Raw genomic sequence first — 24,232 nt, 5'->3', positions numbered from 1 at the left:
CTTAGAGGCCGCGCGGATAGGTGGGGTGGAGCAAGGAGCGGGTCGAGGGCCGAGCCTGGCAAGGCGGAGAAGGGAGACGCAGCGGTGGGGGCGCCTCCCGCGCCCGAAGGGCTACGGGGGACTGCGGCGACCGACGACAACGCCGCCGGGCGAGAGCCATCGGCACGCGACGCCGTCCCGCCTATCCGCGCGGCCTGTCAGCGCACCGCGCGGTGCAACGCCACGATGCCGCCCGACAGGTTGCGCCACGCGACCTTCGACCAGCCGGCCTTCTGCAGCCGCTCGGCGAGCGCGGGCTGGTCGGGCCAGGCGCGGATCGACTCGGCGAGGTAGACGTACGCGTCGGGGTTGCTGCTGACCGCGCGGGCGACCGGCGGGAGAGCGCGCATCAGGTACTCGGTGTAGACGGTGCGGAAGGGCGCCCAGGTGGGGTGGCTGAACTCGCAGATGACGACCCGGCCGCCGGGGCGGGTGACCCGCAGCAGCTCGCGCAGCGCGGCGTCGGTCTCGTGGACGTTGCGCAGCGCGAAGGAGATCGTGACGGCGTCGAAGACCCCGTCGGCGAAGGGCAGCCGCGTCGCGTCGCCCGCGGTGAGCGGGAGGAAGGGGTGGCGGCGCTTGCCCTCGCGCAGCATGCCGAGGGAGAAGTCGCAGGGCACGACGCGGGCGCCCGCCTCGGCGAAGGGCAGCGAGGACGTGCCCGTGCCCGCGCCCAGGTCCAGCACGCGCTCGCCGGGACGGACGGCCAGGGCCTGCGCGACGGCCTTGCGCCAGCGGCGGTCCTGGCCGAGCGAGAGCACGTCGTTGGTCAGGTCGTAGTTGGCCGCGACGTCGTCGAACATCGCGGCGACTTCGTGCGGCTGCTTGTCCAGGGAGGCTCGGGTCACGCCCCCATTCTTCACCCGGCGGCCCGCGGGCCCCGCGCAGGGGCCCTGGACGAGCCGGACGTGACGCGGGGCAGGGACGTGTCCGGGACGCGAGCGGCGGGACGGCCGGGTCGGCCGGTCAGGCCCTGCGGTGCAGCAGGCGGCCCCCGACGACGGTGGCGAGGCAGGCGCCGTGCTCGTCGAGGACGGCGAAGTCCGCCCGGACGCCGGGCTCCAGAGGCGGGGCCTGGCGTGCCGGGAGCAGCCCGCTGCGGTCCAGGGCGGAGCGCAACGCGGAATCGGCCGGGGCGGTGGCGACGGCGGTGACGCCGCGCCGCAGCAGGGCGTGCACGCGTTCGCGCGGACTGGGGGCCGGCGGCAGCTCGCCCTGGTGGGTCAGGCCCGGACGCAGCGCACCGGGCCAGGCCCGGACGCGGGCGCCCGGGTGGGCCGCGCGCACCGCGCCGAGGGGGCCGACGGCGGCGATGAGGCCGCCGTCCACCACCAGGGCCGTGCCGTCCGTCCCGGAATGGATCGTCAGCATCGGCGGGCTCCGTACCCCGGCGTCAGGAGGTGCTGAGCAGCTTGAGCTCCGGGTGCGCCGTGCCGCCCTCGATGGCGGTCGACGACAGGTGGGAGACGACGTGGTCGTCGACCGGGTCGTTCGCCGGGTCGTCGTGGATGACCAGGTGCTCGTACGTCGTGGCGCGCTGGGCGGGGACCCGGCCGGCGGCGCGGATCAGGTGGATCAGCTCCATGCGGTTGGAGCGGTGCTTGGCGCCGGCCGAGGAGACCACGTTCTCCTCCAGCATCACCGAGCCGAGGTCGTCGGCGCCGTAGTGCAGCGACAGCTGGCCGGCCTCCTTGCCGGTGGTGAGCCAGGAGCCCTGGATGTGGGCGACGTTGTCCAGGAAGATCCGCGCGATGGCGATCATCCGCAGGTACTCGAAGAGCGTGGCCTGGGTGCGGCCCTTCAGGTGGTTGTTCTCGGGCTGGTAGGTGTACGGGATGAAGGCGCGGAAGCCGCCCGTGCGGTCCTGGACGTCGCGGATCATGCGCAGGTGCTCGATGCGCTCGGCGTTGGTCTCGCCGGTGCCCATGAGCATGGTGGAGGTCGACTCCACGCCCAGGTTGTGCGCGGTCTCCATGATCTCCAGCCAGCGCTCGCCGCTCTCCTTCAGCGGGGCGATCGCCTTCCGCGGCCGCTCCGGCAGCAGTTCGGCGCCGGCGCCCGCGAAGGAGTCCAGGCCCGCGGCGTGGATGCGGGTGATGGCCTCCTCCACCGACACCTTGGAGATGCGAGCCATGTGCTCGACCTCGGAGGCGCCGAGGGAGTGGATGACCAGCTGCGGGTAGGCCTGCTTGATGGCGCTGAAGTGCTTCTCGTAGTACTCGACGCCGTAGTCGGGGTGGTGACCGCCCTGGAACATGATCTGGGTGCCGCCGAGTTCGACGGTCTCCGCGCAGCGGCGCAGGATGTCGTCGAGGTCGCGGGTCCAGCCCTTGGCGGTGTCCTTGGGCGCGGCGTAGAAGGCGCAGAACTTGCATGCCGTCACGCAGACGTTGGTGTAGTTGATGTTGCGCTCGATGATGTACGTCGCGATGTGCTCGGTACCCGCGTAGCGACGGCGGCGCACGGCGTCGGCGGCGGCGCCGAGGGCGTGGAGGGGCGCGGAGCGGTAGAGGTCGAGCGCCTCCTCGGGGGTGATGCGGCCACCGGCGGCGGCACGGTCGAGGACGGACTGCAGGTCGGCGTTCTCGCTCACCGGGCATCCCTTCCGAGGGGTCGTGACGGACCCGCTCAGCCTACGCCAGGGGGTCAGCCGCCCTGTTTCCTGAGGTCCCCTTCCGGCTGTCCGGCCAGGGAGTCGCCCGATCGGTAGTGCAGCGAGCCGTCGTCCTTGAGCGTGAACCGCTCGTTCGTCGAGCCGTCCGAGCACACCCCGGGGTGCGGGTTGGCGCCCCCGCTGGTGTCGAGGACGATGCTCTTCTCCGTGGCCTCGGCGAGCTTCCAGTCCCCGCTGCAGTCGTAGGACTGGCCGAGCAGTTCCAGGACGCTCCTGTCCCGGCCGACGACCGCGCCGACCTTGCCCTCGCGGAGGGTGATCTCCAGCGTTCCCGGCACACCGTGGGCGGTGACGGTGTCGCCCTTCCAGGTGCCCACGAAGGCCTTCGGGAGCGCGGGCAGCGCCGGTTCCGAAGCCGAGGGGGAGGACGGGGACGAGGACGGGGACGAGGCCGTGGAGGGGGCGGGGCTCGCGCCGCGCGAGGGGGTGCGCTCGCCGCCCTTCGCCTGGTCCGAGCCGTCGCCGAGGCCCGGCAGCACGAGCGCCAGCGTCACGGCGGCCGCGACCAGCAGGACCCCCGTCGCCGCCAGGGCGGCCACCCGGCCGCGGCGCGGCCCCGGGGCGGGGGCGGGCGGCGGCGCGTCCTGGGGCTCGGCCGGCGACGGCGGCGGCCCGAACGTCCCGTACGAGGGGTGCGAACCGTACGAGCCGTGGGTGCCGTTGGAGCCACCGGTGGCACCGGCGGCGGCAGCGGTACCGGCGGCGGGGCCCGGCGGGCCCGGAGGCGGCGTGGGTTCGAGGTCGAGCAGTTCGACGGCCTGCCGCCCCAGCCGCTCCGTCAGCGGGGCGGGCAGCCAGCCGCTGCGCACCATCGCGGCGGCCTCGCTGCCGGGTGCCAGCAGTCCGGCGAGCTGACGGGGCGTCGGGCGCACCGAGGGGTCCTTGGCGAGGCAGGACTCGGCGATCCGGCGCAGTTCGGCGGGCATGCCCTCCAGTTCGGGTTCCTCGTGGGCGACCTTGTAGAGCAGGACGGCCGCGCTGTCCCCGGTGAAGGGGCCGTGGCCGGTGGCCGCGAAGGCCAGCACCGCGCCGAGGGCGAAGATGTCGGCGGCGGGGCCGGTGGGTCGGCCCGTGACCTGCTCGGGCGCCATGTATCCGGGTGAGCCGACGACCACGCCCTCGCTGGTCAGGGCCGCCGTGGCGTCCATGGCGCGGGCGATGCCGAAGTCGATCAGGACCGGGCCGTCGAGCGAGAGCAGTACGTTGGACGGCTTGATGTCGCGGTGCACCAGGCCCCGTCCGTGCACCGCCTCCAGCGCCTCGGCCAGCCCGGCGCCCAGCGCCCGTACGCCGTCCGGGGGCAGCGGACCGAAGGTGTTGACGGCTTCGGACAGCGCGGGCCCGGCGACGTAGCGCGTGGCCACCCATGGCACCGGCGAGTCGGTGTCGGCGTCCAGTACCGGCGCGCTCCACGCGCCGCCGACCCGGCGCGCCGCGTCGACCTCGCGCTGGAACCGGGTCCGGAACTCCAGGTCGTCCGCGAGTTCGGAGCGCACCACCTTCACGGCGACCGTCCGACCGCCGGGGCTGCGCCCCAGGTAGACCCGCCCCATCCCACCGGCCCCGAGCCGGCCGAGGAGGCGGTACGGGCCTATCGCCGGGGGGTCGTTCGCTTGCAGCGGCTGCATCTGCGCGCCTCTCGCCGGTGCGGAAGGTCTCAGGAGTTGTACCCGTGACCGCCGTGGTCACCCCAGCCGTCGCGGCCCCAGCCGGGGCGGGTCCGGCGGCCGGAGCTGCTGCCGACGGCTGCCGCCGATCGTAGTGGTCCCGCGGCCCGGGCCCGCGGGGCGGCGCACCGGTCGCACCGGGCCGGCGACGCCCCCGCCGCCGGCCCGGACGGGTCAGCCCGCGCCGCCCAGCAGTTCGACCCGCGACTGGGCCGGGAAGCCCACCCGGCGGGCGAACTCGGCGATGCCGGTCAGCTGCTCGGGGCCGAGCGAGAAGTCCAGGGTGGTGAAGTAGCGCTGGAGGGTGTCGGCGTCGAAGGCCTCCCAGCGGGCGGCCTGCTCGGCGACCTTCGCCACCTCCTCCATGCTCAGGTCGCGGGAGGCGAGGAAGGCCTGGTGCACCTCGTGCACCACGTCGGCACGGGTCGCCAGGTAGTCGCGGCGGGCGGCCCAGACCGCGAAGACGAAGGGCAGCCCGGTCCACTCCTTCCACATCAGCCCGAGGTCGTGGACCTCCAGGCCGAGCCGCGGCGCGTCGTGCAGCGAGGCGCGCAGCGCCGCGTCACCGATCAGGACGGCGGCCTGGGCCTCCTGCATCATCAGCGAGAGGTCCGGCGGGCAGGTGTAGTACTCGGGCTCGACCTTGTACTGCTCGGCGAGCAGCAACTGGGCGAGGCGGACCGAGGTGCGGCTGGTGGAGCCGAGGGCGACGCGGGCGCCGTCCAGGGCGTTCAGCGGGACCTGGCTCACGATCACGCAGGACATCACCGGCCCGTCGCAGCCGACCGCGATGTCCGGGAGCGCGATCAACTCGTCGGCGTGCCGGAGGTACTCCATGAGGGTGATGGGACCGACGTCCAGGTCCCCGGAGACGAGCCGGGCGCTGAGCTTCTCCGGCGTGTCCTTGGTCAGCTCCAGATCGAGCAGTGCACCCGTTCGGGCTAGCCCCCAGTAAAGAGGCACGCAATTCAGGAACTGGATGTGCCCGACACGGGGCCGGGCCCGGCGCACACCACCGGCGGATGGAAGAGGCGCAGATTTGTCCACATCAGGAGGCTAGACCCCCGCCCCGGGGATCTTCCGGCGGGGCCGGGGCGGGCGTCGCGGCGCCATCACGGCGCGATGTGCGCTTCACTCTCCGTTCGCCCTCCGGGCGGCACGGGTGAGATCCGATCTTGTTGCTCTTCCCCGTTGGAGATGCTCCGTGCTACTGTCGTCGCAAGTTGCAGTTTGGTTTCCCTTGCAGTACAGAGCCTGCGGAGCATGTGACCGCGGGCTTTTGTAGTTTTCAGACTTCTTGCAGTGAGCAGGGCAGGTTCTGGAGCAGGGCAACCCTTTGGCCCAAGGAGGGCTTATGGCTACCGGAACCGTCAAGTGGTTCAACGCCGAGAAGGGCTTCGGCTTCATCGCCCAGGACGGCGGCGGCCCCGATGTCTTCGTCCACTACTCCGCGATCAACGCCTCCGGCTTCCGTTCGCTGGAGGAGAACCAGGCGGTGACCTTCGACGTCACGCAGGGTCCGAAGGGCCCGCAGGCGGAGAACGTCAGCCCCGCCTGATCGCGGCCTGACGCGTAGTAACCAACGAGCAGTACCCAAGGAGCCCCGCACAGGCGTGCGGGGCTCCTGCCTTTCCCGGGCCGGGCGTCAGCGCGCCGCGTAAAGCGCCTCGATGTCCCGGGCGAAGTCGGCGGCGACCACCGAGCGGCGCAGTTTCATGGACGGGGTGAGATGACCCGACGGTTCGGTGAATTCCACCGGGAGCACGGTGAAACGGCGTATGGACTCGGCGCGGGAAACAGTGGAATTCGCGTCGTCCACGGCGTGCTGGAGGTCGGCGCGCAGCTCGGCGTCGGAGACCAGGTCGGCCAGGCGGGCGTCCGCCTTGTGGTGCATGCGCTTCCAGTGCTCCAGCCCCTCGGGGTCGAGGGTGATCAGGGCGGTGACGTACGGCCTGCCCTCGCCCACCACCATGCACTGGGCGACCAGCGGGTGGGCGCGCAGCCGGTCCTCCAGCGGGGCGGGAGCGACGTTCTTGCCACCGGCGGTGATGATGATCTCCTTCTTGCGGCCGGTGATGGTGAGGTAGCCGTCCTCGTCCAGGGCGCCGATGTCGCCGGTGGCGAACCAGCCCTGCCGCAGCACCGGCCCGGTGCCGGGCGCCTGGTTCCAGTAGCCGCCGAACACCTGCCCGCCGCTGAGCAGCACCTCGCCGTCCTCGGCGATGCGCACCGCGGTGCCGGGCAGCGGCCAGCCGACCGTGCCGAGACGGGGCGCCAGCGGCGGGGTGACGGTGGCCGCGGCGGTGGTCTCGGTCAGGCCGTACCCCTCGAAGACCTCGATGCCGGCGCCCGCGAAGAACGCGCCGAGCCGGCGGCCGAGCGGTGACCCGCCGCAGATGACGTAGCGGCACCGGCCGCCGAGCGCGGCCCGGATGCGCCGGTAGACCAGCGCGTCGTAGAGCCGGTGCGCGGTCCGCAGCCCGAGGCCGGGGCGGCCCCCTTCGACCAGGGTCTCGCCGTACCGCCGGGCGATGCGGGCGGCGCGGTCGAAGGAGGAGGCCCGGCCCATCTTCTCGGCGGTGGCGCGGCCGGTGTTGTGGACCTTCTCCAGGACGTACGGGATGGCCAGCAGGAAGGTGGGCCGGAAGCCGGCGAGGTCGCCGAGCAGGTCCTCGGTGGCGATGCTGGGGGCGTGGCCGAGCCGTACCCGGGCGCGCAGGCAGCCGATGGCGACCATGCGGCCGAAGACATGGGAAAGCGGCAGGAAGAGCAGGGTGGCGGCGGGCTCGGCGGACCGCGCCTTGAAGACCGGGTGGAGCAGCTCGACGGCGTTGTCGACCTCGGCGAAGAAGTTGCCGTGGGTGAGGACGCAGCCCTTGGGACGGCCGGTGGTGCCCGAGGTGTAGATCAAGGTGGCCACCGTGCCCGGGCCCATGCTGTCGCGGCGGGCGAGGATCTCCACGTCGGGGACGGCGCGGCCGGCGGCGATCAGCTGGCCGATGGCACCGGCGTCGAGCTGCCACAGGTGCGCCAGGTGGGGCAGGTCGGCCCGGCGGGAGGTGACCGCCCGGGCCTGCTCGACGGTCTCCACGGCACAGGCGACCGTGCCGGAGTCGGCGAGGATCCAGGCGGCCTGGGAGGCGGAGGAGGTGGGGTAGACCGGGACGGTGATCAACCCCGCCGCCCAGGCGGCGAAGTCCAGCAGCGTCCACTCGTAGGTCGTACGGGACATGATCGCGAGCCGGTCGCCGGGGCGGAGCCCGAAGGCGACCAGGCCCTTGGCCACGGCCAGCACCTCGTCGCGGAAGGCGGCGGCGGTGACGTCGCGCCAGCGGCCGCGCTCGTCCTTGCGGCTGAGGACCGGCTCGCCGGGGGCCTCGGCGGCGTTGCCGAACGGGATGTCGGCGAGGCTGCCGTGCGTCACGGGGGCTGTGAGGGGCGGGACGGAGGCCTGGACGACGCGTCCGGCCCGTACGAGCGTCTCCGGCTTCCGGGGCTGTGCCGGCTGTTCCGGCTGCTGCGATGCGTCACGGACAGAGGGGGCGGGGGACGGCGGTGCCTGGCGGCTCATGGCGGCTCCGGTTCGTGGCGTTCCGGTGTGCTGTTTTCCTGGTCGGGTCCCGGTCGCGGGTGCTGCGGCGGGGCGCCCGGGTTCTAGGGGCGTTCGAGGATCGCGGTCACGCCCTGGCCGCCGGCCGCGAAGACGGAGATCGGGCCGCGGGACGGCCCGCCGCGCTCGGCGAGGAGCTTGGCGGCGAGCAGCATGTCCTGGTGGGAGGCCGTGGCGCAGGGCCCGTCGGCGCGCGCGAAGGGGATGCGGTTGCCGGCCGGGATCGCCACGCGTCGGGGGCTGTTCATACGAGACTCCGTACGGGAGAGCGTTACTTCCGGTAACCTTACTCGGGGGTAAATTTACTGCAGAGTAAGGAGAAGGCCAATGGCCGATCGCTGGTTGCGTTTCACGGGCACGGCCGCCGGTCGCCTCCTCACCCGCGGGCTCGGCCTCCCGCAACCGGTGGCGCTGCGCGGCCCCCTGACCGCGCCGGTCCTGCACCTGCCCCTGGACGGCGCCCGGCACACCCGTGACCTGCCCGGGCTCCTCGGCCCCGACGTCCGTACCGCCCACGAGGACGGGGTCAGCCCCGCCGCCCTCGTGGTCGACGCGAGCGGTCCCGCCTCGGCGGGCGGGCACGGCGCGCTGCACGCCGCCCTGCACCCGGTCGTCCGGGCCATCGCCACCGGCGGGCGCGTCGTGGTTCCGGCCGACGTCGCCGAGACCGTGGCCTGGTTCGCCGACCCGGCCTCGGGCGGAGTGAAGGGGCAGGTCGTCCGCGTCTGCGGGCAGAGTCTGCTGGGCGCCTGACCGCGCACCAGGGGGGCATGCCCCCGCCCACCGGCCCACCACGCAACCGTCAACCGAACCCGCGGGAAACCACGATGCCCCTGCTCCTCACCCTCGCCAAAGGCGTCCTGAACGGCGTCGGCAAGCGCCCCGCCGCCGACGCGCCCCTGCCCGCCGCGGCGCTCACCGCGCCCGCCGTCCGGGTGGACGCCGGGCGGCTCGCCGCGTACGCCGAGGTGTGCGGCTTCCCCCGCTCCGACCGGCTGCCGCTGACCTACCCCCACATCCTCGGCTTCCCCCTGGCGGCCCGGCTGATGGCGGACCGGCGCTTCCCGCTGCCGCTGCTCGGCCTGGTGCACACCTCGATCGAGATCGTCCAGCGGCACCCGCTGCGGGCCGGGGAACGCCCGGGAATCACCGTCCGGGCGGCGGAGTTGCGCCCCCACCGGCGCGGCGTGGAGGCCGTGATCGTCACCGAGGCCCGCATCGACGGGGAACTGGTCTGGGAGGACCACAGCAGCTATCTGGCGCGGACCCGCGGGGACGGCGCGGAAAGCCGCGGCCCCGCGTCCTCGGGCGGCGCGGAGGCGGCGCTGCCCGCCGTGGCGCAGTGGCGGCTGCCCGCGGACCTCGGCCGCCGGCACGCCGCCGTGTCCGGCGACTGGAACCCCATCCACATCCATCCGCTGACCGCGCGCCCGCTCGGCTTCCCCCGCGCCATCGCGCACGGGATGTGGACCGTCGCCCGCTGCGCCGCCGAGGCCGTACCGGAGGGCGCCCAAGCGGTCGCCCTGCGGGCCGGGTTCAGGGCCCCCGTCCTGCTGCCCGCCACCGTCACCTACGCGGCCGCGGGTGGGGGCACCTCCCAGCGGTTCGCCGTCCGCTCGGGAGAGCGGCTCCATCTCACCGGGACGGTGGAACTCCCCTGACCACGCCGGCGGCTGGTGACGGCCGGTCCTGGAGCCTGTCGTCATTCTGGCTCCCGCGGCTCCGCCGAGGTGCCCCCGGGTGCGGTGCACCGCAAGGCGGGGAGTCGTCCTCGTCGCGGGCCACTCGGACGATGCGACAACGCAGCGCAGGGCACCCCCGGCCGAAGGCTGGGGGAGGGAATGTGCCGACAGACCCTAGGCGCGGGCGAGCAGGGACTCCAGGCCTGGCCAGGCGAAGTTCATGAGGGTCGCGGCCGTGTCCTTCGGCTCGGGGCGGCCGCCGGGCGCGCCGTTGGCCCAGTCGGCCAGGGACTCGGCCGCGCCGACCAGGGCGTGGGCGAGGGCGGCGACCTCGCGCTCGACGAGCGCCGCGTCACACTCCGCCTCGCGGGCGGCGGCCGCGACCAACCCGGTCACGTACTCCAGGAGCCCCTCGCGCAGCGCGTCCACCTCGGACGCGAAGGGCTCACCGGTGGTGCGCGCCTGGCGGTGGAGGACGGTCCAGCCGTCGGGGTGGTCGGCGGTGTGCGTGAAGAAACCGAGCAGCCCGCTCCACAACTGCCGCTTGGGGGAATCGCCGGCGTCCACCGCGCCGGTCACCGCTGTGGCCAGGGCGGCCGCCTCGCGCTGTATGCAGGCGGTGAAGAGCTCTTCCTTGGAGTTCAGATAGAGGTAGAGCAGCGGTTTGCTGATCCCGGCCAGTTCGGCGATCTCGTCCATGGACGCGGCCCGGTAGCCCAGGCGCGCGAAGGCCGTGACCGCCGCGTCGAGCATCTGCCGTTCGCGCACCTGCCTCGGTACGCGCTTGCGGGTCACCCCGCCCCCTCCCCCTGGCCCCCCAGGTGTCAGCTGCTCCGCGCCGCACGCGCGGCGTCGTCCGCCGCGTCCTCCTGGGCGGCGTTGGCGGCGAGGTTCGCCCTGGTGCGCTCGACGCGCACGGCGACCTGCACCGAGGCCTGCTCGCGGGCCCCGCGCAGCACGACGAAGCTGAGCGGGGCGCTGATCACCAGCGCGAGCAGCATCACCCACAGCAGGTTGGAGTCACCGAGACCGGCGGGCAGCACGCGGACGTACACCAGCCCCCAGATCGCCAGGAAGCAGGCCGCGAAGAGGCCAAGGCGCATCAGGGAGTAACGCAGCATGGGGCTCGGCTTCCAGCTCACGGTCGATGCCACTTCCTTCGGTTCCCTCGTTACGGCCCGGGGACGTACCGGACGCACCCCCACCAGTGAAGCACGGGCCCGGAACGGTCAGGTCAGCGGGAGCCACATCGTGATGTCATCGCGGTCGTCACCTGGGGCGACGCGTATCGCCGCGGGGACACGCCCGACCTCCTTGTAGCCCGCGGAGGCGTAGAAGCGCTCCAGCCCCATGCCGCCGCGGCAGGTGAGCTTCAGCCCCTCCAGGCCGAGGTCGCGGCCGACGTCCTCCGCCGCCTGCAGCAGCCCGGCGCCGTGTCCGCGGCCCTGCAGGGCGGGGTCGACCATGACGGTGTACAGCCAGGCCCAGTGCCTCATCAGGCGATGGGTGTTGAAGGTGAGGAAGGTCGAGGCGGCCAGCCGGTCGCCGTCGAAGCCGGCGACCATGTGCGCCCGGCCCTCGGACAACGCCGTGTAGTGCCGTTCGGCCTCGGGGGCCACATCGCCCCGGCCCACGGGCGCGACAAAACCGACGGCGCCGCCCGCATTGGTGACGTCGGTCCACAGGGAGACGAGCTGTCCGCGCAGTTCGGGGGTGAGCTCGGGGTCGAGGGTGAAGCGCAGTGCCATGGCGCACACCCTAGGCACCCGGGCTGACAGCGATTGACGGACGTCCGGCCACCGGACGACATCCTGGTTAAGGCGAACCCTCAGGGTCTCCTCATGCCCGGCTCACCGGCCTCTCGGTGCCGCCTCATGCCGCCGACCTGACGTCGGGCCCACTGCCGCCACGGCCCGACCGGGGCGGCCCCCTCCCCGAATCCCCGGCCCGAAGGGCTCTTCGAACGTGACCGCGAGCCCATCGCGCATCGCCGTGCTCGCCGACTCCGACTCCCGCTGGAAGTGGGGCGCCTCCGCCGCCCGGCAACCGGCCCCGGATCACCTCCTCGACGCGTACTTCCTGCCCGGCCCGCATGACACCGACCGAGCGGCAGCTCGCCGAGGCCGGCCTGGCGACCGCCGACCGACACACCGCCGAGGTCGTCGCCCTCGCCCGCCGATCGGGCGTGCGCCGCTGTCCCGCCCACCGCGGCGAGGACCCGGCCAAGCCCGCCCGGATCGCGGACCTCGCGGGCGTGGAGGCCCTCCGTCCGGCGCTCCCCCTCGAACTGCTCCTGCGCGCGGGCCCGGTGGCCCGCACCGTGGTCAGCTTCCCGTCGACGGTGGTCCACACGCTGCCGATCGCGCCGGCCGGCACCGGGGCCGAGGTACTCGTCCACGAGCCCGCGGGCGACTGGCTCGTCCCCGGCGCGCCGGAGCGGGCGGCGGGTTTCCTCGCCGAGGTCACGGCCACGACCCGGGCCCGGCACCGCATGGGCACGGTGCGATGACCGGCCCGGCCGGACGCAGGGGCGTCCCGGTCCTCCAAGGCGCCCCGGTCCCGCGGGTCAGAGGCGCATCGGCTGGGGCGACTCGCGGCGCGCGGCGTCGGGGCCCGGGTACTCGCGGATGATCTCGTACCGGGTGTTGCGCTCGACCGGGCGGAAGCCCGCGTCCTGGATGAGCTCCAGCAGGTCGTCGCGGGTGAGCTTGTTGGGCGTGCCGTAGTTGTCGGCGTCGTGGGTGATCTTGTACTCGACGACCGAGCCGTCCATGTCGTCCGCGCCGTGCTGGAGCGCCAGCTGGGCGGTCTGCACGCCGTGCATGACCCAGAACACCTTCACGTGCGGCACGTTGTCGAAGAGCAGCCGCGAGACCGCGAAGGTCTTCAGCGCCTCGGCGCCGGTGGCCATCGTCGTCCGCGCCTGCAGCGTGTTGCGGACCTTGCCGTCCTTCATGTCGACGAAGTCGTGCTGGTAGCGCAGCGGGATGAAGACCTGGAAGCCGCCGGTCTCGTCCTGCAGCTCACGCAGCCGCAGCACGTGGTCCACCCGGTGCCGGGGCTCCTCGATGTGCCCGTACAGCATGGTGCACGGGGTCTTCAGGCCCTTCTCGTGCGCCAGGCGGTGGATGCGCGACCAGTCCTCCCAGTGGGTGCGGTGGTCGACGATGTGCTGCCGCACCTCCCAGTCGAAGATCTCGGCGCCGCCGCCGGTCAGCGACTCCAGGCCGGCCTCGATGAGCTCGTCCAGGATCTCGCTCGCGCTCATCCCGGAGATCGTCTCGAAGTGGTGGATCTCGGTGGCGGTGAAGGCCTTGAGGGAGACGTTCGGCAACGCCTCCTTGAGCGCCTTCAGCGAGCGCGGGTAGTAGCGCCACGGCAGCGTCGGGTGGAGGCCGTTGACGATGTGGAGCTCGGTGAGGTTCTCGCTCTCCATCTCCTTCGCCAGCCGGACGGCCTCCTCGATGCGCATCGTGTAGGCGTCCTTCTCCCCCGGCTTGCGCTGGAAGGAGCAGTAGGCGCAGGAGGCGGTGCAGACGTTCGTCATGTTGAGGTGACGGTTGACGTTGAAGTGGACGACGTCGCCGTTCTTCCGCGTCCGCACGTGGTGGGCGAGGCCGCCCAGCCAGGCGAGGTCGTCGGACTCGTAGAGGGCGATGCCGTCCTCACGGGTCAGCCGCTCACCCGCGTAGACCTTCTCCTCCAGCTCGCGCTTGAGCCCCGAGTCCATCGCCCGCCTCGCCTTCACCATCCGAAATCGACCGTTCGACCTTACGCCTAGATGTTCTCGGGCAGTTCGCCGACCCGGTTCTCCCACTTCGTGGAGAGCACGATGGTGGTGCGGGTCCGCGAGACGCCCTTGGTGCCGGACAGCCGGCGGATCGTGTGCTCCAGGCCGTCCACGTCCGGGACGCGCACCTTGAGCATGTAGGAGTCGTCGCCGGCGATGAACCAGCAGTCCTCGATCTCGTCGAGGTCGCGCAGCCGGCTGGCCACGTCCTCGTGGTCGGCGGCGTCGCTGAGCTGCAGGCCGACCAGGGCGGTCACCCCGAGGCCGAGGGCCGCCGGATGGATGGTGGCCCGGTAGCCGGTGATCACACCGGCCTGCTCCAGGCGGTTGATCCGGTCGGTGACGCTCGGTCCGGACAGGCCCACCAGCCGGCCCAGCTCGGCGTACGAGGCCCGGCCGTTCTCACGGAGGGCCTGGATGAGCTGCCTGTCCACCGCGTCCATCAGACTGGACCCCTTCATTCGTGCCGCGACTGCGCTGCCAGGACAAGAATCTAAGGCATGAGCCGGGATGTGCCCTGCGCATCAATCCGCGGCCGCCCCGTCAACCCCGGCGCCGGCACCGGCGGCACCCAGCTCGCCCTCCCAGCGCCGGTACAGCTTGTGCGGCACGCCCACGGCGTCCAGCACCCGGCCGGCGACGAAGTCGACCAGGTCCTGGATGTGCGTGGCACCCGCGTAGAAGGCGGGCGAGGCCGGCAGCACCACGGCGCCCGCCTCGTCCAGCGTGACCAGGTGCCTGAGCGTCTGGCCGCTGAGCGGGGCCTCCCGTACGGAGACCACCAGCGGCCGTCGCTCCTTCAGGGTGACGCTCGCCACCCGCTGCAGCAGGTCCTTGGAGAGCCCGAGGGCGACCCCCGCCACGCAGGCGGTGCTGGCCGGGACGATCAGCATCCCCTTGACCGGGTACGAACCCGAGCTCGGCCCGGCCGCGAGGTCCCCGGCGGACCAGTGCCGCACCCGGCTCAGATCGGTCTGGAACCGGTCCGGGGTGCCGTCCGCGCCGCGCGCCAGCCAGCGGGCCAGGTCCTCGCGCCAGTGGGCGTCCCGGAAGGGCGCCCCCGTCTCGTCCAGGACGGTGAGCCGGGCGGCACGGCTGACCACCAGGTCCACCGCCTCACCCGCGTGCAGCAGCGCGCGCAGCACCGCCGCGGCGTACGGCGTCCCGGAGGCCCCGGAGACCCCGACCACCCACGGTGTCCCGCGCTCGCTGTCGTCCATGCAGCGAGCCTATCCGGCCACCCGGAGCGGGAAGCGCCCCGTCCCGGCAGGACGGGCACCGCGAACCGGGTCATGATGGGCGGAAAGCAGGCCATGGAGCGGAACCATCACGGATACCCGCCGCGTTGTCCACGGTGGGTGGTCATCCACGGAGCGGGATCCGAGGGGGAATCCGGTGACGTACGAACCCATCGCCGGCCGTGACGCCGGGAGCGGACGGCCGGGGGCGCGGGCCGACGCCGAGCCGGGCCCGGGGGCCAGGGCGTGGGCCGCGGGAGCGCTGATGCTCACCTGGGTCGGGCTGCTGTGGCTGATCGAGTCGGTCGACGTGATGACCCATCACGCGCTCGACACCTTCGGCATCGTGCCGCGGCGGATCGGCGAGCTGCGCGACATCATCCCCTCCGCCTTCATCCACTTCGGCTTCGACCACGTGGCCGCCAACAGCCTCCCGCTGCTGGTGCTGGGCTTCCTCGCGGCGCTGCGCGGCATCGGCCGCTTCCTGAGCGTCGTCTTCGTCATCATCATGGCCAGCGGCGGCGGGGTCTGGCTGGTCGCCCCGCCGCAGACCAACACCGCCGGCGCGTCCGGGGTCGTCTTCGGGCTCTTCGGCTACCTGCTGGTGCGCGGCTTCGTCGACCGGCGCCTCGTCGACATCGCCGTCGGCCTGATCGTCGCCGTGGCGTACGGCTCGATCCTGTGGGGTGTGCTGCCCACCGCGCAGGGAGTCTCCTGGCAGGGCCATCTCTTCGGCCTCATGGGCGGTGTCACGGGCGCGTTCCTCTTCCGGGACCGCCCCGCCGACGGGCTCATCAGGTGAGCCCGTAGGATCCCGGGAACGAAGCGACGGGGGGCGGTTCTCCATGACCGATTTCGGCAAGCACGAAGACATACCACCTCAGGACGCGACTCCTCCGGTGCCGCCGCAGGACCAGGCCCCGCCGGAGCCCGGCTGCGGGCCCGCGGTGGACGCGCTGCGCCCGCCGGGGCCGTATCCCGGGCCGGGACCCGTACCCGGGCCCCATCCCGGGCCGGGGCCGCACGCCGGACCGGGGCCGCACGCCATGCCGTCGCCGCCGCCCCCGTTCCCGCCGCCCGTTCCGCCGCCGCCCCCGTACGGCTACGGCTACGCTCCCGGCCCGCTCCCGTACCCGCCCCCGCCGTTCAAGTCGCCCACCACGCCGGCGATGTGGGCCCACCTGGGCGCGCTGCTCACCGTGGTGGCGGGCACCAGCGTGTGCTGCCTGGGCTGGGCGCTCGGGTGGATCACGCCGCTGTTCATCCGCTCCAGCCAGCAGAACAAGCACGACCCCTTCATCCGGCACCACGCCGCCCAGGGGATCAACTACGGCATCACCACGGCCATCGTGGCCGTGCTCGGCATCGTCGGCTACATCGGCGGGATCGCCGGCCTGGCCACGGTCGAGCACGGGGGCCCGGTCTGGCTGCCCGTCGCCGCCTTCGGCCTGCTGGCCCTGGCCGGGCTGCACACCCTGATCGGGCTGATCTTCTGCATCATCGGCAGCACCAGGGCCAACAGCGGCCAGTGGTGGAGCTACCCCAAGTTCTTCGCCCTGCCGTTCGTACGGAGCTGACGCGGACGCGGGGCCCGGGCGTCAGACGCCCAGGCCCCGCACCGCGAGGTCCAGCAGGGCGCAGACGAACAGCGCCATGCCGATGAAGCCGTTGACCGTGAAGAAGGCCCGGTTGAGCCGGCTGAGGTCGCCGGGCTTCACGATGCTGTGCTCGTAGACGAAGGCGCCGCCCACGATCAGCATCCCGACCCACCAGAAGGCGCCGGCCCCGACCGCCAGCCCGTACCAGACCAGCAGCACCGTGGTCACCACATGGCTGACCCGGGCGCCGTACAGCGCGCCGTCGATGCCGAAGCGGGCCGGCACCGAGCGCACCCCGTGGGCACGGTCGGCGGCGACGTCCTGGCAGGCGAAGATCAGGTCGAAGCCGCCGATCCACACGCCCACCGCGAGACCGAGGACGACGGCGTCCCAGGACCACGTACCGGAGACCGCCAGCCAGGCGCCGACCGGGCCCATGGCCTGGGCGAGACCGAGGATGGCGTGCGGGTAGTCCGTGAACCGCTTGCCGTACGGATAGACCACCATGGGGACCACCGCGATCGGCGCGAGCGCCAGGCACAGCGGGTTGAGCAGCGCGGCGGCGCCCAGGAAGAACACCACGGCGATCAGCGCGCCGGTCCACGCCGAGCGCACGGACACGGCGCCGGTGACCAGTTCACGTCCGGCGGTGCGCGGATTGCGGGCGTCGATCTCCCGGTCGATGATCCGGTTGCAGGCCATCGCGAAGGTGCGCAGGCCCACCATGGCGACGGTGATCAGGAAGAGCTGCCACCAGTGGACGGTCCGGTCCTCCGCGAACATCGCGCTCAGCGCGGCGATGTAGGCGAAGGGCAGGGCGAAGACCGAGTGCTCGATCATCACCAGCCGCAGGAAGGCCCGGACCTTGCCGTCCGGGCGGGGCGAGGGTCCGAAGAGGTCCGGCGTCGCGGATTCGGCGCTCACAGGCCGTACTCCTTCCAGCGGCGGTCGACCTTCGCGGCGGTCTCCGGGTCGGAGAGCACCATCTCCGGCCAGCCGCCGTCGCGGGTGTAGCCCTCCTCGGGCAGCTTGCGGGTCGCGTCGATGCCCGCCTTGCCGCCCCAGAACTGCTGGTATGAGGCGTGGTCGAGATGGTCCACGGGACCTTCGACGACCGACAGGTCGCGGGCGTAGTCGGTGTTGCCCAGCGCCCGCCAGGCGACCTCGTGCAGGTCGTGCACGTCGCAGTCGGCGTCGACTACGACGATCAGCTTGGTCAGCGACATCATGTGCGCGCCCCAGATGGCGTGCATGACCTTCTGGGCGTGCTTGGGGTACTTCTTGTCGATCGAGACGATCGCGCAGTTGTGGAAGCCGCCCGCCTCCGGCAGGTGGTAGTCCACGATGTCCGGCACGATGATCTTCAGCAGCGGCAGGAAGAAGCGCTCGGTGGCCCGGCCCAGCGGGCCGTCCTCGGTCGGCGGCCGGCCCACCACGATGGACTGCAGCAGCGGCCGCCGGCGCATCGTCACGCAGTCGATGGTCAGCGCGGGGAAGGGCTCCTGCGGGGTGTAGAAGCCGGTGTGGTCGCCGAACGGCCCCTCGGGCAGCATCTTCCCGGGCTCCAGCCAGCCCTCCAGCACCACCTCGGCGTGGGCGGGGACCTGCAGCGGCACCGTTTTGCAGTCGACCATCTCGATGCGCCTGCCCCCGATGAAGCCGGCGAAGAGGTATTCGTCGATGTCGCCCGGGAGCGGGGCCGTGGAGGCGTACGTCACGGCCGGCGGGCAGCCGAAGGCGATGGCCACCGGCAGCCGCTCGCCGCGCCGCTGGGCGACCTGGTAGTGGTTGCGGCTGTCCTTGTGGATCTGCCAGTGCATGCCGATGGTCCGGCGGTCGTGCCGCTGGAGCCGGTACAGGCCGAGGTTGCGGACGCCGGTCTCGGGGTCCTTGGTGTGCGTCAGGCCGAGGTTGAAGAAGGAGCCCCCGTCCTCGGGCCAGGTGAAGAGCGCGGGCAGCGCGTCCAGGTCGACGTCGTCGCCGCTGAGGACGACCTCCTGGACCGGCGCGTCCTTCACCTTCTTCGGCGGGACGTGCGCCATCCCGGCCAGCTTGCCGAAGGCCTCGCGCACGCCGACGAAGCCGTGCGGCAGCTCCGGCTTGAGCAGCCCGCCGATGCGGTCGCCGATGTCGGCGTAGGACTTCAGGCCGAGCGACTTCAGCAGCCGGCGGTCGGTGCCGAACACGTTCATCGCCAGGGGCATCGAGGAGCCCTTGACGTTCTCGAACAGCAGCGCCGGGCCGCCCGCCTTGTTCACGCGGTCGACGATCTCCCCGACCTCCAGATACGGGTCGACCTCGGCCTTGACGCGCTTGAGGTCCCCCTCCTTCTCCAGGGCCCTCAGCAGCGAGCGAAGATCGTCGTAAGCCATGCCGTCCAGTATCCGGCACGCACTACCCTGGACCCGTCACCGGGGCCCTTCCCGCCCCGCCGTCGCTGCCTGGGGGGCACCTCCGCGATGATCCGGCTCATCCCCGCCCTACTCGTGCTGGCGTTGTGGATCTACGCCTTCATCGACTGCCTCAACACGCCCGAGGAGCAGGTCCGCGGCCTGCCCAAGGTCGTCTGGGTCCTCATCATCCTGTTCTTCGGCGAGGTGCTGATCGGCCCCATCGCCTGGCTGGTGGCCGGCAAGCACCGCACCGCCCCCGCGGGCGGCAGCACGCCCGCGGAGTGGCACCGCAACCACCGCACGCAGTGGGTCGCCCCGGACGACAACCCGGAGTTCCTCCACTCGCTCCGCGAGGAGAACAAGAAGGACGAGCAGCTGCTGAAGAGCTGGGAGGCCGACCTGCGGCGCCGCGAGGAGGAGCTGCGGCGGCGCGAGAACGGCTCGGGCGACGCGCAGGACACCCCGCCCCGCGGCTGATCCTGCGGGACACTGGCCGTCATGGACGACGTGCAGGCCATGCTCGCGACAGCCGTCGCCGAGGCCCGGACCGGGCTCGCGGAAGGCGGCGTCCCCATCGGCGCGGCCCTGTACGGCCCGGACGGCCGTACGGTGCTGGGCCGCGGCCACAACCGCCGAGTGCAGGACGGCGACCCCTCGATGCACGGTGAGACGGCGGCCTTCCGCGCGGCCGGGCGGCAGCGCACCTACCGCGGCACGACCATGGTGACCACGCTGTCGCCGTGCTGGTACTGCAGCGGCCTGGTCCGGCAGTTCGGGATCTCCCGGGTCGTGATCGGCGAGGCCCGTACCTTCCACGGCGGCCACGACTGGCTGGCGGAGCACGGCGTGGAGATCGTCCTGCTGGACGATCCGGCGTGCGTCGCCCTGATGACGGAGTTCATCGCGGACCGCCCCGACCTGTGGAACGAGGACATCGGCGCATGATCCCCACCATCGACCTCGGCCCCTGGCTCACCGGTGACGCCGCCACCCGCGCCCGCGTCGCCGCCACCGTCGACGAGGCGCTGTGCACGGCCGGCTTCCTGCTGGTCACCGGGCACGGCGTCGACCCGGGCCTGCGCGAGAGGATCCGGGAGGCCGCCCGCGGCTTCTTCCGGCTGCCCGCCGCCGTCAAGGAACCGTACGCGGTGAGGGTCGGCGGCCGCGGCTGGCTGGGCCCGGGCGCGGAGGCCAACGGGTACGCGGAGGGCACGCGGACCCCGCCGGACCTCAAGGAGTCCTGGTCCTTCGCCGCCGAGGAGCCTACCGGCGACCCGGCGGTGGACGCCGAGTGGTTCCTGCCGAACGTCTGGCCGGCCGAGGCGCCGGAGCTGAGGCCGCTGGTGACGGAGTATGTGGCACGCATGCGCGAACTCTCCGACCACCTGCTGGAGCTGCTCGCCGCCGCCCTCGGCGGGCCGCTCGACCTCTTCACCCGGCACACCGGGCACCCCACCTGGGGCTTCAACGTCAACTGGTACCCGGGCACCGATGTGGTGGGCCGGCCCGAACCGGGCCAGTTCCGGATCGGCCCGCACACCGACTTCGGCACGGTCACGGTGCTCGACCGCCAGCAGGGCAAGGGCGGCCTCCAGGTGCACACCGACGACGGCTGGCAGGACGCCCCCTGGCAGCCGGACGCCCTCACCGTCAACATCGGCGACCTGATGGCCCGCTGGACCGGCGACCGCTGGCGCTCCGGGCGGCACCGGGTGCTGCCCCCGCCGGCCGACGCGCCGGCGGAGGAGCTGATGTCGCTGGTGTGGTTCTACGAGTGCGACCCGGGTACCCGTGTCGCGTCGCTGCCCGCGCCGGTCGGCCGGGTCGCGTACGAGCCGGTGGACTCGCACGCGTACCTGCGGGCCAAACTGGACGCGATCGGCGTGGGCTGAGCGCCCGCCCCGGGCGGGGACGGGGCTCAGATGCCCGCGTAGGAGTGCTTGCCGGTGATGAAGATGTTCACGCCGTAGTAGTTGAACAGGAAGCACGCGAAGGCGAGCAGCGCCAGGTAGGCGGCCTTGCGGCCCTTCCAGCCGGCGGTGGCGCGGGCGTGCAGGTAGGCCGCGTAGACCACCCAGGTGATGAAGGACCAGGTCTCCTTGGGGTCCCAGCCCCAGTAGCGGCCCCAGGCGGCCTCGGCCCAGATCGCGCCCGCGATGATCGTGAACGTCCACAGCGGGAAGACCATGGCGTTCACGCGGTACGCGAACTTGTCGAGGGTCGCCGCGGCGGGCAGCCGGTACATGACGTGCGCCCAGATGCCCTCGTTCTTGCCCCCGGCCATCACCGCGGTCTCGTAGCGGTCCCGGAAGAGGTAGAGCAGCGTCGCGACCGCGCCCAGGTAGAACACCGCGCCCGAGATGATCGCGCAGGAGACGTGGATCCACAGCCAGTAGGAGTGCAGGGCGGGGACCAGCTGGTCGCTGTCGGTGTAGAGCACGGAGACGGCGAGGCCGAGGTCGAGCAGGACGGTCGTGGTCAGGAAGAGCCCGATCCAGCGGACCTTCTTGCCGAGCGCGAGCAGCACGACGTACGCGGTGACCGCGGCGGCCCCGAAGGTCGTCGAGAACTCATACATGTTGCCCCAGGGGGCGCGCTGCACCGAGACCGCGCGGGCCACGACGCCGCTCACGTGCAGCGCCCAGGCCAGCACGGTGAGGGAGATGGCGATGCGGCCGTAGAGGTCGCCCTTCTCGGTCTCACCGGCCGCGCCGGGGCCGTCGGCGAAGCCGCGGTCGCTGGCGGAGGCGCGGGTGACGACCGTGGGGCGGGTCAGGGTGGTGGTGCCGCCGCCCTGCTTCACCGTGACGGTGACCGCGGGCGCGGCCTGGGCGGTGACGTGGGCGGCGAGCGCGGCGGAGGTCCTGGCGACCTTGCTGCGGCTGCCGAAGACCCACTCCGAGATGTACGCGAGGAAGGCGAGCGTGTAGACCGCCATCGCCGAGTAGATCAGGTAGTTGCTGATGTGGGCGACGTTCTCGTTGACCGCGGCAGCGATGGTCACGCGCGCGCTCCTTCGTCATCGGGCAGGGGTTCTTCTGAGGCTTCGGGGTCCGGCTCCGGCAGCGGCGGGGCCGTGGCGGTGAGGTCGGCGGCGAGGTCGCCGAGCTCGTCGGCGATCCGCGCCGACTCGCTGCGGCCGAGTCCGGCGAGCTCGACGACGGTGGTGCCGTCGTCGCCGCGCACCGCGCGCACCCAGACCCGGCGGCGCTGGATGAACAGCGATCCGGCCAGGCCCGCGATGGCGGCCACGGCGCTGATCAGCGCCCAGCCGTTGCCGACCTGGTGGGAGACCTGGAAGCTGGCCCAGGTCTTGACGCCCTCGAAGGTGAGCGAGCCGTCGCCGTCGGGCAGCGCGAGGGTCTCGCCCGGCTTCATCGCCTTGCTCACGATCTGACCGTCGGCGTCCTTGAACTGCTTCATTTTGTCGGTGTCGAGCTGGTACACGTTCTGCGGCAGGCCGGCGTCCACGCCCAGGTCGCCGTGGTACGCGGTGAGGATCAGCGCGGGGTAGTCCAGGGCCGGGAACGACGAGTGCGGGCCCTGGACGGCGTTCAGCGCGAAAGTCGGGGTGAACAGGCCCTGGAAGCCGTACTGGGTCTTCTTGTTGTCGTGGTCGCGGACGTCCATCGCCTTGATCACGCCGACCGAGGTGAGGTTGCCGTCCCGCGGCAGGAAGGGGACCGGGCCCTGGAAGACGACGTTGCCCTGGCCGTCCTTGACGGTGACGACGGGCGCGTAGCCGTGGCCGATCAGGTAGACCTTGGAGCCGCCGACCTCCAGCGGCTTGTTGACCTCGATGGAGGACTTGGTCTGCTTGCCGCCGGCGCTGGTCCAGTAGTGGATGTTGGCGCGGAAGGTGCGCGGGGTGCCCTTCTGCGGGCCGGTGCGCGCGTACGAGGCGGTGAAGCCGTCCAGCCTGAAGCCGAAGGTCTCCAGGTCGTCCGCGTTGTAGAAGGTGCCCGGCTTGAAGTCGTCGTACTGGGTGAGCGTGTTGTTGAAGCCGTCGCCCTCCACGATCAGCTTGCCGCCCTCGGCCTTGAACAGCCCGCCCACCGCGAAGGAGATCAGCAGGCCGAACAGGGCGATGTGGAAGAGCAGGTTGCCCGTCTCGCGGAGGTAGCCCTTCTCCGACGCGACCGCCGTTCCCGCGGTACGGGTGCGGAACCGGCGGCCGCGCAGCACCCGCTGCGCCGCGGCGAGCACGGCGTCCGGCTCGGCCCCGGTGCGCCAGGTCGCGTACGCGGGGAGGCGGGTGAGGTTGCGCGGGGCGGCCGGGGGCTCGGCCCGCAGCTGGCCGACGAACTGCCAGCTGCGCGGGACGATGCAGCCGGCCAGCGAGACGAAGAGCAGGATGTAGATCGCCGAGAACCACACCGAGCTGTAGACGTGGAACAGCCCGAGCTTCTCGTAGAGCGGCGCGACCGTGGTGTGGGCGTCCTTGAAGTCCTGGGCCTTGAGCTCGTCGACGCTCGTCTGCGGGACCAGCGAGCCGGGGATGGCGGCCAGCGACAGCATGAAGAGCAGGATCAGCGCCACCCGCATCGAGGTGAGCTGACGCCACGTCCAGCGCGCCCAGCCCCAGACCTCGCGGCCGGTCCAGGCGAGTGCGCCGACCGGGCCCGGCCCGCGGACGCCGCCGAAGGAGCCGGGCACGGCCTGGCCGAGGTCCTCGACCGGCGCGGTCGACAGCTGCGCGCCGGCCGCGCCGAGCTCGGCACCGGGGTCCGCGGCCTGGCCGGGAGCGGCCCCCGCGGTGTCTTTGGAGGTCATGGATCAGATCCCTGGGGTGAAGCCGTTCGACCAGATCTGCATCTGGTAGACGATGTGGTCCCAAACGCCGGTGACGAGCAGTACGCCGACGGCGACGAGCATGCCACCACCGATCCGCATCACCCACACATAGTGGCGCTTGACCCAGCCGAAGGCACCGAGCGCACGGCGGAAGGCGATGGCCGCCACTATGAACGGCAGGCCGAGGCCGAGGCAGTAGAAGACGGTCAGCAGCGCGCCGCGGCCCGCGCTTGCCTCGTTGAAGGCGAGCGTGTTGACGGCGGCCAGGGTCGGGCCGATGCACGGGGTCCAGCCGATGCCGAAGAGCACACCGAGCAGCGGCGCCCCCAGCAGGCCCATGGTGGGCCTGCGGTGGAAGCGGAACTCGCGCTGGGTGATCCCGCCGACCAGGCCCATGAAGGCGAGCCCCAGGACGATGGTGAGCGCGCCGAGCACCTTGGTGATGACCGCCTTGTGCTCCTGCAGCGTCCAGCCGAAGTTGCCGAACAGCGCGCCGCAGGAGACGAAGACCGCGGTGAAGCCGAGGACGAACAGCGACGCGCCCGCGAGCATCCGGCCGCGCCGGGCCTCGGCCAGGTCGGTGCCCGTGACGCCGGTCACGTACGAAAGGTAGCCGGGCACCAGCGGCAGCACGCAGGGGGAGAAGAAGGAGACCAGCCCGCCGAGCAGCGCGACCGGCACGGCGGCGAGCAGCGCGCCGCTGAACACGGTCTGGTTGACGTCGCCGACCGCGGCGAGTGCGCTCAC

27 protein-coding genes are annotated in these 24,232 nt (G+C 72.6%); 9 read left to right on the top strand and 18 right to left on the bottom strand.

The window, feature by feature from the left end; translation table 11 throughout:
- Window positions 1-197: 197 nt before the first annotated feature.
- From ACWDAS_RS20670 to ACWDAS_RS20650, 5 genes are all read right to left on the bottom strand, one after another.
- The gene (locus tag ACWDAS_RS20670) at window positions 198-887 is read right to left on the bottom strand and encodes a demethylmenaquinone methyltransferase (RefSeq protein ID WP_450392768.1); all 690 of its coding nucleotides are present in this window, start codon (window positions 885-887) and stop codon (window positions 198-200) included.
- A 118-nt stretch (window positions 888-1,005) separates the two neighbouring features.
- On the bottom strand, window positions 1,006-1,410 hold the full coding sequence (locus ACWDAS_RS20665; protein WP_450392765.1) for an imidazolonepropionase-like domain-containing protein: 405 nt from the start codon (window positions 1,408-1,410) through the stop codon (window positions 1,006-1,008).
- Between the two features lie 22 nt (window positions 1,411-1,432).
- Window positions 1,433-2,632 (bottom strand): cyclic dehypoxanthinyl futalosine synthase, encoded by a 1,200-nt coding sequence (gene mqnC / locus ACWDAS_RS20660; RefSeq protein ID WP_450392762.1) that lies wholly within the window; start codon window positions 2,630-2,632, stop codon window positions 1,433-1,435.
- A 53-nt stretch (window positions 2,633-2,685) separates the two neighbouring features.
- On the bottom strand, window positions 2,686-4,341 hold the full coding sequence (locus tag ACWDAS_RS20655) for a protein kinase domain-containing protein (RefSeq protein WP_450392759.1): 1,656 nt from the start codon (window positions 4,339-4,341) through the stop codon (window positions 2,686-2,688).
- 213 nt (window positions 4,342-4,554) lie between these two features.
- Window positions 4,555-5,427, bottom strand: a complete 873-nt coding sequence (locus ACWDAS_RS20650) for a menaquinone biosynthetic enzyme MqnA/MqnD family protein (RefSeq protein WP_450392757.1) — start codon at window positions 5,425-5,427, stop codon at window positions 4,555-4,557.
- A 307-nt stretch (window positions 5,428-5,734) separates the two neighbouring features.
- Between ACWDAS_RS20650 and ACWDAS_RS20645 the strand changes: the two genes are divergently transcribed.
- A complete protein-coding gene (locus ACWDAS_RS20645) occupies window positions 5,735-5,938 on the top strand; it encodes a cold-shock protein (RefSeq protein WP_354796699.1) in 204 nt (67 codons plus the stop codon).
- An 87-nt stretch (window positions 5,939-6,025) separates the two neighbouring features.
- Here the strand turns inward: ACWDAS_RS20645 and ACWDAS_RS20640 are convergent, their stop codons facing one another.
- Both ACWDAS_RS20640 and ACWDAS_RS20635 read right to left on the bottom strand, forming a co-directional pair.
- A complete protein-coding gene (locus ACWDAS_RS20640; RefSeq protein WP_450392755.1) occupies window positions 6,026-7,951 on the bottom strand; it encodes an AMP-dependent synthetase/ligase in 1,926 nt (641 codons plus the stop codon).
- A gap of 83 nt (window positions 7,952-8,034) precedes the next feature.
- Window positions 8,035-8,238 (bottom strand): hypothetical protein, encoded by a 204-nt coding sequence (locus ACWDAS_RS20635; RefSeq protein WP_450393053.1) that lies wholly within the window; start codon window positions 8,236-8,238, stop codon window positions 8,035-8,037.
- Window positions 8,239-8,317: 79 nt separating this feature from the next.
- On the opposite strand from ACWDAS_RS20635, the gene ACWDAS_RS20630 reads away from it, so the two are divergent.
- On the top strand, window positions 8,318-8,743 hold the full coding sequence (locus tag ACWDAS_RS20630; RefSeq protein WP_450392753.1) for a hypothetical protein: 426 nt from the start codon (window positions 8,318-8,320) through the stop codon (window positions 8,741-8,743).
- A 74-nt stretch (window positions 8,744-8,817) separates the two neighbouring features.
- Entirely contained in the window at window positions 8,818-9,651 is an 834-nt protein-coding gene (locus tag ACWDAS_RS20625; protein WP_450392751.1) for a MaoC family dehydratase, read from the top strand.
- 195 nt (window positions 9,652-9,846) lie between these two features.
- Here the strand turns inward: ACWDAS_RS20625 and ACWDAS_RS20620 are convergent, their stop codons facing one another.
- From ACWDAS_RS20620 to ACWDAS_RS20610, 3 genes are all read right to left on the bottom strand, one after another.
- Window positions 9,847-10,425, bottom strand: a complete 579-nt coding sequence (locus tag ACWDAS_RS20620; protein WP_450393030.1) for a TetR/AcrR family transcriptional regulator — start codon at window positions 10,423-10,425, stop codon at window positions 9,847-9,849.
- Window positions 10,426-10,496: 71 nt separating this feature from the next.
- Complete coding sequence (locus ACWDAS_RS20615) at window positions 10,497-10,793, bottom strand: DUF4229 domain-containing protein (protein WP_450393028.1); 297 nt, start codon at window positions 10,791-10,793, stop codon at window positions 10,497-10,499.
- Window positions 10,794-10,901: 108 nt separating this feature from the next.
- Window positions 10,902-11,420, bottom strand: a complete 519-nt coding sequence (locus ACWDAS_RS20610; RefSeq protein WP_450392748.1) for an N-acetyltransferase family protein — start codon at window positions 11,418-11,420, stop codon at window positions 10,902-10,904.
- Between the two features lie 344 nt (window positions 11,421-11,764).
- Here ACWDAS_RS20610 and ACWDAS_RS20605 point away from each other — a divergent pair, with 344 nt between their 5' ends.
- On the top strand, window positions 11,765-12,181 hold the full coding sequence (locus ACWDAS_RS20605; RefSeq protein WP_450392745.1) for a hypothetical protein: 417 nt from the start codon (window positions 11,765-11,767) through the stop codon (window positions 12,179-12,181).
- A gap of 57 nt (window positions 12,182-12,238) precedes the next feature.
- Here ACWDAS_RS20605 and mqnE read toward each other — a convergent pair whose 3' ends face one another.
- The 3 genes from mqnE to ACWDAS_RS20590 all read right to left on the bottom strand — a co-directional run bounded on the left by mqnE (window position 12,239) and on the right by ACWDAS_RS20590 (window position 14,682).
- Entirely contained in the window at window positions 12,239-13,402 is a 1,164-nt protein-coding gene (gene mqnE / locus ACWDAS_RS20600; protein WP_450392742.1) for an aminofutalosine synthase MqnE, read from the bottom strand.
- 47 nt (window positions 13,403-13,449) lie between these two features.
- Window positions 13,450-13,905, bottom strand: coding sequence for an Lrp/AsnC family transcriptional regulator (locus ACWDAS_RS20595; protein WP_450392739.1), 456 nt, complete (start codon window positions 13,903-13,905; stop codon window positions 13,450-13,452).
- Window positions 13,906-13,986: 81 nt separating this feature from the next.
- Window positions 13,987-14,682 carry a UbiX family flavin prenyltransferase gene (locus tag ACWDAS_RS20590; protein WP_450392736.1) on the bottom strand — a complete coding sequence of 232 codons (696 nt, stop codon included), beginning with the start codon at window positions 14,680-14,682 and terminating at the stop codon, window positions 13,987-13,989.
- 175 nt (window positions 14,683-14,857) lie between these two features.
- On the opposite strand from ACWDAS_RS20590, the gene ACWDAS_RS20585 reads away from it, so the two are divergent.
- The gene (locus ACWDAS_RS20585; RefSeq protein WP_450392733.1) at window positions 14,858-15,502 is read left to right on the top strand and encodes a rhomboid family intramembrane serine protease; all 645 of its coding nucleotides are present in this window, start codon (window positions 14,858-14,860) and stop codon (window positions 15,500-15,502) included.
- 43 nt (window positions 15,503-15,545) lie between these two features.
- Window positions 15,546-16,277: a DUF4870 domain-containing protein gene (locus ACWDAS_RS20580; protein ID WP_450392730.1), complete on the top strand. Its 732-nt coding sequence runs from the start codon at window positions 15,546-15,548 to the stop codon at window positions 16,275-16,277.
- A 21-nt stretch (window positions 16,278-16,298) separates the two neighbouring features.
- Here ACWDAS_RS20580 and mqnP read toward each other — a convergent pair whose 3' ends face one another.
- Together mqnP and ACWDAS_RS20570 are read right to left on the bottom strand one after the other, a co-directional pair.
- The gene (mqnP, locus tag ACWDAS_RS20575) at window positions 16,299-17,222 is read right to left on the bottom strand and encodes a menaquinone biosynthesis prenyltransferase MqnP (RefSeq protein ID WP_450392728.1); all 924 of its coding nucleotides are present in this window, start codon (window positions 17,220-17,222) and stop codon (window positions 16,299-16,301) included.
- Window positions 17,219-18,670, bottom strand: a complete 1,452-nt coding sequence (locus ACWDAS_RS20570; protein ID WP_450392725.1) for a menaquinone biosynthesis decarboxylase — start codon at window positions 18,668-18,670, stop codon at window positions 17,219-17,221. Before ACWDAS_RS20570 ends, mqnP begins: the two co-directional genes overlap by 4 nt.
- An 87-nt stretch (window positions 18,671-18,757) precedes the next feature.
- Here ACWDAS_RS20570 and ACWDAS_RS20565 point away from each other — a divergent pair, with 87 nt between their 5' ends.
- Genes ACWDAS_RS20565 through ACWDAS_RS20555 form a run of 3 tightly spaced genes read left to right on the top strand, consistent with a single transcriptional unit; the run spans window position 18,758 to window position 20,583 of the window.
- Window positions 18,758-19,168 carry a PLD nuclease N-terminal domain-containing protein gene (locus ACWDAS_RS20565; RefSeq protein ID WP_450392722.1) on the top strand — a complete coding sequence of 137 codons (411 nt, stop codon included), beginning with the start codon at window positions 18,758-18,760 and terminating at the stop codon, window positions 19,166-19,168.
- Window positions 19,169-19,189: 21 nt separating this feature from the next.
- Window positions 19,190-19,636, top strand: a complete 447-nt coding sequence (locus tag ACWDAS_RS20560) for a nucleoside deaminase (protein WP_450392720.1) — start codon at window positions 19,190-19,192, stop codon at window positions 19,634-19,636.
- Window positions 19,633-20,583: an isopenicillin N synthase family dioxygenase gene (locus ACWDAS_RS20555; RefSeq protein ID WP_450392717.1), complete on the top strand. Its 951-nt coding sequence runs from the start codon at window positions 19,633-19,635 to the stop codon at window positions 20,581-20,583. The genes ACWDAS_RS20560 and ACWDAS_RS20555 overlap by 4 nt, the downstream gene beginning before the upstream one ends.
- 26 nt (window positions 20,584-20,609) lie before the next feature.
- On the opposite strand, the gene ccsB is transcribed toward ACWDAS_RS20555, so the two are convergent.
- Genes ccsB through ACWDAS_RS20540 form a run of 3 tightly spaced genes read right to left on the bottom strand, consistent with a single transcriptional unit; the run spans window position 20,610 to window position 24,232 of the window.
- Complete coding sequence (gene ccsB / locus ACWDAS_RS20550; RefSeq protein WP_450392715.1) at window positions 20,610-21,695, bottom strand: c-type cytochrome biogenesis protein CcsB; 1,086 nt, start codon at window positions 21,693-21,695, stop codon at window positions 20,610-20,612.
- Window positions 21,692-23,464 carry a cytochrome c biogenesis protein ResB gene (gene resB / locus ACWDAS_RS20545; RefSeq protein ID WP_450392712.1) on the bottom strand — a complete coding sequence of 591 codons (1,773 nt, stop codon included), beginning with the start codon at window positions 23,462-23,464 and terminating at the stop codon, window positions 21,692-21,694. The genes ccsB and resB overlap by 4 nt, the downstream gene beginning before the upstream one ends.
- Before the next feature lie 3 nt (window positions 23,465-23,467).
- Window positions 23,468-24,232 (bottom strand): cytochrome c biogenesis CcdA family protein, encoded by a 765-nt coding sequence (locus tag ACWDAS_RS20540; RefSeq protein WP_450392709.1) that lies wholly within the window; start codon window positions 24,230-24,232, stop codon window positions 23,468-23,470.

The organism is Streptomyces sp. NPDC001070 (assembly GCF_053598835.1).
The sequence above is the reverse complement of the archived record's forward strand: the minus strand, read 5'-3'. Positions and strand labels throughout refer to the sequence as shown.